Genomic DNA, 10221 nt, shown 5'->3' with positions numbered 1-10221 from the left:
CGTCCCCGCCGTGCCGAACTGTCTCACCCAACGACGCAACTGCGTCTCGTGAACGCCCAGCTCCGCCGCAACATCCATAATCGACAGCCCGCTCGTCTCGACGCGCTCCGCTGCCTGCCGCTTGAACTCATCCGGAAAATACCGGCGCTTCTTCTTTTCCATCGGACACTCCTTCCGTTGGCTCGAAAGCCTATCATGGGTGTCCACCAAACCGGGGCAGGATCAATGCGGCCATGGCGGAATACGGACGGGTCTATCCCGGCCCGGTCGATCCCGACGAGAAGGGCGAGGCCCGGCTCGACCAGATCACCGCCGAACTCGAGACGCTCGAGCGCGAGATGGAGACGGAAGATCTCGAAGACGAGGCTTACCGCGCGCTCTACGCCAAGGTCGATGACCTGGAAGCCGAGGCGCGGGATCTTCAGGAGGCCTATAGCCCGGAGGACCTGGCGCGCTCCGGGGTGATCGCCACCTGGTCGAATGGACAGGTGACCTGTCATGTCGGTCTCGTGCGCCCCGAGGACAAGGCCGCGAGCTCCGAGAGCAATCCGGAGCCGGCAATGAACGGCACCGGGGCTGGGGAGAGCGACGAGATCAGCTATCCCGCCTCTCTGACGGACGACCTCAAGACCGAACGGGCCATGGCGCTCGGCGCCGCGATGGCGATGCATCCGGAGGCCACGCTGGACCTCACGCTCTTCAAGCTGGTGACCGACGTGCTGGGCCACGGCATGAGCGTCACCCATGCGATCAAGGTCGATGCGCGTCAGGAATATCGCAGCCACGCCAAGAGGGAGGAGATCGACGGCACATCGCTCGACCAGGTGGCGGAGGCGCATGACGCGCTCGACCTCTCTTGGGCCGACGAGGCCAAATCGCCCGCCGATCAGTTCGCCCTCTTCCGGGCACTCGATGCAGGCGAGAAGGCCAAGCTCGTGGCCTATGCCACGGCGGCAACGACGCAGCCATGCCTCACACGGGATCGGCAGCATGACAGCCTGATGCATGACTTCGAGGCGGAGATCATGCCGGACATCCGCGCGCATTGGACACCAAACGCGGCGCTCTTCAACCGATTCAAGAAGGCGTGGCTCCTGAAGATCCTCGGCGAGGAGCTGGGGCTCGCGCAGGAGGCCGTGACGCTGGCGTCCTCGACGAAGAAGGAGGTTGTCGCCTTCTGCGACAAGCTCTTCGCCGAGCCTTTTGCCACCCTGACCGACGCGCAGCGGGAGGCGGTTGCGATCTGGTGTCCGCCGATGATGCAGACCTCCGGCTCCGAAAAGGCCGATGCCGCGACCGACGCGCGCGGCGAAGAGCCGCCCGTCGCCGAGGCGGCCTGACGATCCGAAGACCCGCGTCGCTCTCCGAGCCCGGCGCGGGTCAGACCTTTTCTCAGATCACACCGAAAGATAATCCCATGGCACTTCTCACCTTCTCCGCGACCGAGGTCGCGGCCCAGATCGCACATGCGCGCAGCTGCACGACCTTCCTGCCGAACTGGAACGGTCCGGTGGGCCAACCCGCGTTGATCCTGATCGTCGGGACCGGGGTCCACCTGCGCTCGAACGGCATCGACGGCACGACGACGCGGATCGTCACCACCGAGCAGGCCGATCCTTCCTTTGCCTTTGCCCAAGGCATCGACCCCTTCCAGGACCGGGACTGGATGGCCGCCCGGCAGGCGGCTTTTCGCGATCTGACGGGACAGTTCTACACCGATATTCTCGACGACGTGCAGATGCTCACCGACCGGGGTCACGAGACCATCCGACTGGCGACCGATGGACACACGATCCGCGTCTTCCTGCGCCGGGCGGCCGATTACCTGATCGGCGGCGCCTACGATGTGCCTTCCGGGCTTGGCGGCACGTTCCGGGTCATCCTCAAGGACGCCACCGACACCCACGCGATCGTACAGAACTCCGGCAATTGCGAGGATTTCGACGAGATGCTGCCCTACCGGGTGCCGCTTGATGCGCTCATCGAGGTCGGTAACCGGCGGGCGGCGTAACGCGCTCCTTCACACACCCGCATCGCCAATGCCCTGCCGCGCGTCGCGCTCTTGATGGTGTGGACGCCCCCTCACGGCATCGCTGTGCCAAGGTAGCGGTGTCGAAATTCGCTACGAGGAGGAAGCGTCCATGGAGAAGGTTAGCATTGTAGGGCTGGATATTGCCAAGAGTTCGTTTCACGCGCATGGCGCGGCGGCAAATGGATCTAAGGTCTTTAGCAAGGCGTTGCCGCGAGGGCGGGTGCTAGAGTTTTTCGGTCAGATTGAGCCTTGCACCATCGCTTTGGAGGCTTGCGCGGGTGCGCATCACTGGAGCCGGGAGCTTTCCAGACTTGGCCACGATGTCAGGCTCATCGCCCCGCAATACGTCAAACCCTATGTGAAGCGGCAAAAGAACGATGCGAATGATGCCGAAGCCATCGCTGAAGCAGCGTCCCGACCGACCATGCGCTTTGTGACGACCAAGACAACCGAGCAACAAGGTCAGTCGATGGTACTCAAGACCCGCGATCTTTTGACAGGGCAACGTACCCAGGCGATCAACGCATTGCGAGGGCATCTGGCTGAACATGGGATTGTCGCGCCGAAAGGCCCTCAGCATCTGCCTCGGTTGGAAAAGGCTGTGGCTGAGAATGGAGAACGATTGCCGCCCGAAGTCACCGGCCTTTGCCAAATATTCTTCGATCTCATCGCCGGGCTAAGCGCGCGCATTGACGCGCTGACCCGGCAACTTCGACAGATTGCCCGACAGGACGATGTGGCGCGCAGGTTGATGACCATGCCGGGGATCGGCCCGGTGACGGCGGTATCGATTGCCGTGCTGGCGGCACCGCCAGAGATGTTCAGCAAGGGGCGCGACTTCGCAGCCTGGATCGGGCTGGCACCACGCCAGCATTCTACGGGCGGTAAAACAAGGCTGGGCAAGATATCAAAAATGGGTCAGCGCGACCTGCGGCGTTTGCTGATCATCGGTGCAATGTCCGCGATCCAAGCCGCGCAAAAACGCGGCGGCGCGCCAGATGGGTCGTGGCTGGCCCGTATGTTGGCTCGCAAACCTAAAATGCTGGTTGCAGTTGCGCTGGCAAACAAGATGGCGCGGATGGCCTGGGCGATCATGGCTCATGGCGGCGTCTACGAGACCCCTGCCAACGCCTGAGCGCGAAGGCAGGCTGGGGTGCGGTGGTTCTGAATGGAGGTCATGGCAAAGCGTCGACGAGATCAGGAATGGGAAAACCAGTAATGTCCCGAGTAGCTTGTACTACGGCCTCTCGTTTTGGACCTGTTCCTCGAACTCACCATGAGGGCCCGCGGCATTGAAGGTCGCAACCAGAGGCCGGATACACGAAGGAACTCGACCGCAATGCTGTTGCCAAAGTCAAAAAATCGCTTGCAGCCCCGGGGGCGTCCATACACGGGACATTGGCGACAAACCATGTCTTCAAGAGAAAGGACCCTGAAATGGGCTGGCTCTTCTATACTGACCGCCGCGTCAAATCCCATGCCGACGAAAAGGCCGAAATCACCCGGCTCTGTACCTTCGAGAGTGATACCCACAGGACGGTCCTGGTCCGGGCCAGCAAGGTTGGATCGACCTGGTACGCTGCTGCGAGGGTCACGCGCCTCGACGGCGCAGCGATCGAGGATGCGACCTATCTGACCGATGCCGACGGATCGATCACCTTCGGGGCCGTCTTCCTGACGCGCTACGACGATGGCTGCTGGGGCTACAAGGATATGGAAGAGAGCGCCGGCCCGGTGGAGTCTCGCGCGCCCGTCAGCCTTCTGGCCCAGCTCTCCGAGCTAAAAGACCCCGACAGCTATGCCCATGCCTGGCGCCAGCGCTGCCGGGACTGGGCGGCGATCTCGGACTACGCAGAGGGCGACAGGATCAAGCTCGCCGCGCCGGTCACGCTGACCGACGGCAGCACCTGCCAGATCATGACGGCGACGCATTACTGGCACGGGCGGCAAAAGCGCCGATGTTACCGCATGGAGGAGATCGGCGGTCTCGTACGCCTGTCGAAAGACGCGCTGGCAGGATCTGAGCTTCTGGACTCTGCCAAAGCCGATGCGAGCCCGGTCCTGGCGGAGTTCTTCTCGCGGCAACAGCCTCTCTGAGATATCGCCGACGCGCTACGCTCGCGATTGCTCCTGCTCGGTTCCCTGATCCGTCCCATTTCGAGCTCTCAAGCGCCTCCATCCTCCAAAAGGGAAAGGGGGCGTCTTGTTCTTTGGAATTTAGACTCTGACCCAAAGGACAGACGACATGGCCGACCGACGCCTGACCCCCGCATCCTCAATCCCGACGAAAGCCCTCCTGCAGCACGCCCTGTCGGAGATTGGCACCGAACTCGAACGTCAGCCCCTCCGGAGCTCCACGCTGGCCCGCATCATGCGCGAGGCCTTCGGCGGCAGCGATGCCGGTGGCGCCTGGTCCTGGCGCCTGGCCTACGACATGATGCAGGCTGCCGCCGTGATGGAGATCATGAGCTCCAGCGGATCGGACGCAACCGCATCCGCCAGGTCGATTGCCTCACGGCTCCTGACGGAGACCCGGCGTTCCGAGCGGCAGATCCGCCTGCAGCAATTCTCAACCCCGTTGCCCTATGCGGCTCTGGCCGTGCGTGCCGCCGCCATCCGCGCCGGCGAAACCGTCCTGGAGCCCTCGGCCGGGACCGGCACGCTGGCCGGTCTGGCCGCACGCGCGGGCGCGACGGTGATCCTCAATGAGATCGATCCCTTCCGCCGCGCGCTCCTCGAGGTTGTCTTTGACAGCGAGGTCACCGACTTCGATTCGGAGCATATCGACGATCTCCTGACGGTCCCCGATCTTCCGGGCGTCATCGTGATGAATCCGCCCTTTGCCTCTTCGGTCGATCGCTCGCGCGACAGGCACATCGCGGCCAAGCACCTGATTTCCGCAGCCAAGCGTCTCGCGCCGGGCGGGCGTCTGGTGGCGATCATGCCGACGGGCTTTACGCCCGGGCGGGATGCGGCCCATTGGGCCCGGGCCGCGGCCATCGCTCACCCGCGTCTCGCTCTCACAATCCCGGGTCATGTCTATCGCAGGCTTGGCACGACTGTGGAGACCCAGCTCATGGTCTTCGACAAGGTGGAAGTCGATGTCGAGTTGGTCCGTTCTGAGGTTGCCGACCTCGAAGCGGCACAGGAGATCATCGATGACATCGCCGGGTGCCGACCTGCCACGCCGATCCAGACCCGAGCCCAAGTCCGGCACATCCCGCGGCAGGGTGGCTTGCTCGCAACGCGCAAGCTCACGGTTCCCGCATCTCGCACCTCCAGATCGACATCAAACGCCGCCATCCCGCTCACCTTCGCCACCCTCGAGGCGGCCCGCGAGAACGCCCCCGTATCTGACATCTACGCCCGCTACCGGCCGCAGCGGATCGAGATCGCGGGCGCACAGGAACACCCGACGCCGCTTGTCGAAAGCATCGCCATGGCCTCGGTCGCGCCGCCGGTGCCGTCAAGCTCGGCCGCCGAGGAGCTGCGCCTTCCGGCTCGGCTCATCGAGGAGGGCCATCTCTCGGAGGCGCAGCTCGAGACCATCCTCATGGCCAATGATGCGCACGCGCGTGACCTGCCGGGCCGGTTCACGATCGAGGACGATCAGACGCGGATGGCGCGGGCGGACGATGATCCGGAGGCCCGTGCCTATCGCCTCGGCTATTTCCTCGGCGACGGGACGGGGTGTGGCAAGGGCCGGGAATGTGCGGGGCTCATCCTGGTGAACTGGCTTGCGGGCCGGCGCAAGGCGGTCTGGGTTTCCAAGTCGGCCACGCTCATCGAGGACGCGATCCGCGACTGGACCGATCTCGGTGGCTCGCCCGCCGACATCCAGCCGCTTTCGAAATGGAAGCCGGACCAGGGTATCGCCATGGGTGATGGCATCCTCTTCGTGACCTATGCCACCCTGCGGTCCGTCGGCAAATCCGGGCAGACCCGGCTCGAGCAGGTCCTTGACTGGATGGGCGAGGCGTTCGATGGCGTCCTGGCCTTCGACGAGGCGCATGCGATGCAGAACGCCGCCGGCTCCGACGAGGGCAGGGGCGTCAAACCCTCCCAGCAGGGTCTCGCGGGCCTGCGCCTGCAGCTCGCGGCCCCTCGGGCGCGGGTCTTCTATGTCTCGGCGACCGGGGCCACGAATGTTTCGAACCTCGCCTATGCCTCTCGCCTCGGCCTCTGGGGGCCGGGGGCGGAGTATCCCTTCCCGAGCCGGGAGAGTTTCGTTGCGGCGATGGAGGCTGGCGGTGTCGCGGCGATGGAGGTCGTGGCGCGGGATCTCAAGACGCTCGGGTTCTACACGGCGCGGGCGCTCAGCTTCGACGGCGTAGAATATGACGTGCTCGAACATGCGCTGACCCCGGCCCAGATTGAGATTTACGATGCCTACGCGGGGGCATTTCGGACCTTATGCGCAGCTGCGCATAATGTCTGTAATCGCGAGGACGCGATAATGCGAAGGAACGCGGCACCATCGCTATTTTTCGGGGATATCGGGGCTGCGTCCTTCACATTATTTCTCCTTCGGTTGGGGTCAGAGGGTATCGAGCCAGGCGAGCAGGTCCGCGTCACGTTTCCATCGCGCGGGTCGATTTCCTTCTGCCGGAACGCCGACCTGTTCGAGCGCCTTTCGCTTGGTTTCGAGATTGGCCTGAGCGTAGTGGTTGGTCGTGTCGAGGCTGACATGCCCCAGCCAGCTGCGGATGACGGTGATGTCGACGCCCGCCGCGACGAGGTGGACGGCCGTCGCGTGCCGGAAGCTGTGCGGCGTCACATGTTTCAAACGCAGCGAGGGCGTCGTTTTCGCCGCGGCCGCGACGTAGGCCGCCAGCTTGAACCGCACGCCCGAAGCTCCCAGTGGCTCGCCGTAGCGATTGACGAAGATGCGCTCATCCGGCGCGCGTGGCTGCCGCTCCAGCAGCTTCTTCATCAAAGCCACGGTTTCCGGCCAGAGCGGGCAGATGCGTTCCTTTCGCCCCTTGCCGTAAAGACGCACATAATACGGTGCTTCAAAACGGATCGCGCCGGGACACAGATCGAGCGCCTCCTGGATGCGCGCACCGCTATTATAGAGCAGCGACAGCAGCACATGGTCTCGCATCCCTTCAATGGTCGACCGGTCGGGCTGCGCGAGAATGGCCTCGACCTCCCCTGGCTCAAGGTAGCAGGGCGCGGCGGTAGGTTTTCGCTTGAGCGGGATCGTGAGGACCTCGGCGCATTGGGCGATATATTCAGGGTCCTTGTCCGCACGAAGCTGAAAAGCTGCGGATCGCGGCAGCCGACAATTGCGCGTGCCGATCGTGCCCTTGCGACCATGCTCGGCATGGGTAAGGAACGCGCGCACCTCGCTGGCGGAGACGTCGGCCAGCGTGATCCGTGCGACACCGCCGCCGTTTCGCTCCGCGACGAACCGGAGCAACATCCGCCAGGTGTCCCGATAGGACTTGATGGTATGGATCGAGGCGCTACGCTGTTCCGCCAGCCATTCCTGGAAGAAGGCCCGCAACAGTTCGGGGAAGGGATTTGTGGCTTTCATGACAGCGCCTCCCCGTTGAGACAGGGGGCGCCGACGGCGCGGAACCGCTCGCTGGCTTCCTGCAGAAGATCCTGCGTGACGGTGATGTAGACCAGCGTCGAGTTGATGTCCCGGTGACCCAGATAGGTCGAGAGGAAGTGCAGGCGGTCCTGCGGGTTGATGCCGATCCGGTACCATTGAAGGATCCGGTTCACGACCATCGAATGCCGCAGGTCATGCACACGTGGCCCCGTCCGTCCGGAGGGTGGCTTGAATCCGGCGCGGCGCATGACGTTGGTGATCATCGTGGTGACCGTCTCCGGAGTATGGTGGCCCTTGAAGTGGCCCTGCCAAAACAACCCCGATTGCTTGTCTTGTGGAGCACCTGCGCGCCGCCTCGCATCGAGATAGGCACGTAGTTCGGTCATGACGCTGTCCGACTGAGGCAGGATCCTGGTCTTGTAGAACTTCGTTTCCCGGACCGTGATCGTGCCGGATTGAAGGTCGACGTCGCCCAGATCGAGCCGCGCAATCTCACTACGTCGAAGCCCGGCGCAATAGGCAAGCAGGATCATGGTGTAGAGGGTCCACGGCCGCAGCGGGGCATGCGGCGACGGATAGGAACGGGCAACTTCGAGCATGTGCCGGATGTCAGCCGGGCTGAAGATATGCGGTTGCCGGTGCTCCCGAGCCACCTCTCGTTCCGGTCGCGGGTTGAAGCGTTTCGGCGGAATGTTCGGATCGAGCCGGTGCCGCGCCTTGGTCAGGATGCGCCCCAGCTTCTGGCATTCCGCCGCGTGATTGCGGGTGGACTTGGCCGCTGCCCAATGGGACAGCATCGTCTCGAGCGGCTCGTCCGCCAGTTCCGGATGAGCCTGCAGGAACCGGTCAAACCGCAGCAACCAGTGAGCCTGCGTCTCATACTGGTATCCCCGGTTTCGCATCAGCGCGACATGGTCACGCATGAAGTCGCCCAGAACGCTGCCGTAGGGCGCAGGCTGGCACAACGCGGCAAGTGCCTCGTCGGGATTGGGGGAGGCAAGAGCCCGCCAGATCGGCTTGTTCTGCTTGATATTGTGCTGCCTGCGAAGCTCGGCGACGGGATTGCCGGGGATCAACTCGTTCTGGACCAGATAGTCGAGGAAGCGGTCAACGATGCAGACCTGGTTCAACAGCGTCGACAATTTCCACCGCGTTGCCATGTCCCCCAGCCAGTCCTCGAGCATCTGGCGATCCACTGCTGAGTGCCGGCGCGCAACATCCTCGAAGCTGCGAAGGATCCACCGGTAAGTGTAACTGCTTCTCTGTCCGAACCGGGAGATGCGGAGAAAGTCCTCGACGGCAAGCAAATCGGGATCGTGCCAGGCGCTCATGACAGCACCTCCGATCCGGGCACGTCGAGCGCTACAGCCCGCAAATCTTCGGTGGCAAGTTTGAGATAGGCGTTGGTGGACTCGGTTGATCGGTGCCCCAGCACGTCGCCGATGATTTTTTGCGGAACCGACGCCCGCAGCAGTTCAACCGCACGCGCGTGGCGGAAGACATGTGGGCCACGCTTTCCCACCGGCACAACGCCTGCGGCCGCCAGGCGCCCGTCGACCATGCCATAGAGGTTCTTCATCCTGGTATAGGGTGCGAGGGAGCGGATGAAGACCTCCCGGCTTTCGACCTGCGGGCGCCCGAGGCGCAGATAGTCGAGCACCGCATCGCCGACCGGCGTCAGCAGCGGCATGTAGGAACAGGCATTGGTCTTGGTGTGACGGATGCGCAGCGAGTCCGCGTGCCAGTCGATGTCTTCGAGCCGGAGACTGCAGATCTCGCCTTCTCGCAGTCCGTAGATGGCGAGCATCAGCAAAATAGCATGGTCGCGCAGCCCCCTCGGCGATCTGTCCCTGGCGGTGGCCTTCAGAACCATGTCGATCTGGCTGCGGTCCAGGATCGAAGGAACATCCTCATAGGCATAGAGCATCGGGCCGATGACCTGCGGGCTCAAATCGGTCGGAACCCGCCCCGACAGGTGGAGATAGCGCAGCAGGGACCGAAGCCACGCAGCAGATGCCGCGAGCGATATCCGTCGCAGTCCGACCGCGCGCATGTCCATGTAGCGATCGATGTCCCGTACGGCCAAGCTTCGGAGACCGTCGGCACCACTGCGGCCGAAATACCAGTCCAGAAAGCGCCGCGCCTCCCGGAGCCGCGCGTCGATAGTTTCATCTGCCAGCCCGCGCTCGTCGCGCATCCAAGTTTCGTAATCATGGCAAATGGCGTGCCGGAGCATCTTAACGGGTTCGATTTCAGCCTCTGGCGGCCATGTGCCTTGGGCCAGCCGGAGCAACCTGCCGATCGCCGTATTTGGTAGCCTGTGCCAGCGCGAGCTGGGCGGCCGACCGTAGCGATCATGAAAGCAATGGACTGCGTGGAGAAAATACTGATCGACCTGCGCTGGCGTCACCATCGCCACCGGCATGTCGCGCTCGGCCAGGTAGTCCAGGAACCGACGGGCGTAGAGCCGATGGTTCGTCACGACCACCGGATTGTAGTTCTGCTCCGTGAGCGATTTCGCGAGCTCGGCGATCAGCTCGTCGTGCAACTTCAACATGAGTGTCTCCTCAGACGGTGGAAAGCCGCCGAGGTTTGCAATCAAAATAATGCGCAGCAAAGCGCGCGATAT

At 63.5% G+C, this 10221-nt stretch carries 7 protein-coding genes and 2 pseudogenes; 5 read left to right on the top strand and 4 right to left on the bottom strand.

Annotation, left to right across the window (positions count from 1 at the left end):
* Nucleotides 1-162, bottom strand: a 162-nt coding sequence (locus R2601_RS22790; protein WP_007803596.1) for a transposase, incomplete at its 3' end; no start/stop codon positions are given.
* A gap of 65 nt (nucleotides 163-227) precedes the next feature.
* On the opposite strand from R2601_RS22790, the pseudogene R2601_RS22785 reads away from it, so the two are divergent.
* The 5 genes and pseudogenes from R2601_RS22785 to R2601_RS22765 form a co-directional block, all read left to right on the top strand.
* Nucleotides 228-1340 (top strand): annotated as a pseudogene (locus R2601_RS22785) (ParB/RepB/Spo0J family partition protein); the annotation flags it as partial.
* A 77-nt stretch (nucleotides 1341-1417) separates the two neighbouring features.
* On the top strand, nucleotides 1418-2011 hold the full coding sequence (locus R2601_RS22780; RefSeq protein ID WP_007803594.1) for a hypothetical protein: 594 nt from the start codon (nucleotides 1418-1420) through the stop codon (nucleotides 2009-2011).
* A 130-nt stretch (nucleotides 2012-2141) separates the two neighbouring features.
* Nucleotides 2142-3167, top strand: a complete 1026-nt coding sequence (locus tag R2601_RS22775) for an IS110 family RNA-guided transposase (RefSeq protein WP_007793130.1) — start codon at nucleotides 2142-2144, stop codon at nucleotides 3165-3167.
* Between the two features lie 302 nt (nucleotides 3168-3469).
* The gene (locus R2601_RS22770) at nucleotides 3470-4129 is read left to right on the top strand and encodes a DUF6927 domain-containing protein (protein ID WP_007803591.1); all 660 of its coding nucleotides are present in this window, start codon (nucleotides 3470-3472) and stop codon (nucleotides 4127-4129) included.
* A 148-nt stretch (nucleotides 4130-4277) separates the two neighbouring features.
* Nucleotides 4278-6446: pseudogene (locus tag R2601_RS22765) on the top strand (strawberry notch-like NTP hydrolase domain-containing protein); the annotation flags it as partial.
* A 123-nt stretch (nucleotides 6447-6569) separates the two neighbouring features.
* Here the strand turns inward: R2601_RS22765 and R2601_RS27740 are convergent.
* From R2601_RS27740 to R2601_RS22755, 3 genes are all read right to left on the bottom strand, one after another.
* A complete protein-coding gene (locus R2601_RS27740) occupies nucleotides 6570-7136 on the bottom strand; it encodes a tyrosine-type recombinase/integrase (RefSeq protein ID WP_375360184.1) in 567 nt (188 codons plus the stop codon).
* A 431-nt stretch (nucleotides 7137-7567) separates the two neighbouring features.
* The gene (locus tag R2601_RS22760) at nucleotides 7568-8923 is read right to left on the bottom strand and encodes a tyrosine-type recombinase/integrase (RefSeq protein ID WP_007803294.1); all 1356 of its coding nucleotides are present in this window, start codon (nucleotides 8921-8923) and stop codon (nucleotides 7568-7570) included.
* Nucleotides 8920-10221 (bottom strand): site-specific integrase (locus R2601_RS22755; RefSeq protein ID WP_311135728.1); only part of this gene is annotated, 1302 nt, incomplete at its 5' end. The genes R2601_RS22755 and R2601_RS22760, both read right to left, overlap by 4 nt.

The organism is Salipiger bermudensis HTCC2601, from assembly GCF_000153725.1.
Lineage (GTDB): Bacteria > Pseudomonadota > Alphaproteobacteria > Rhodobacterales > Rhodobacteraceae > Salipiger > Salipiger bermudensis.
Note: the sequence above shows the minus strand (reverse complement) of the source record. Positions and strands in the feature narration are given on the sequence as shown.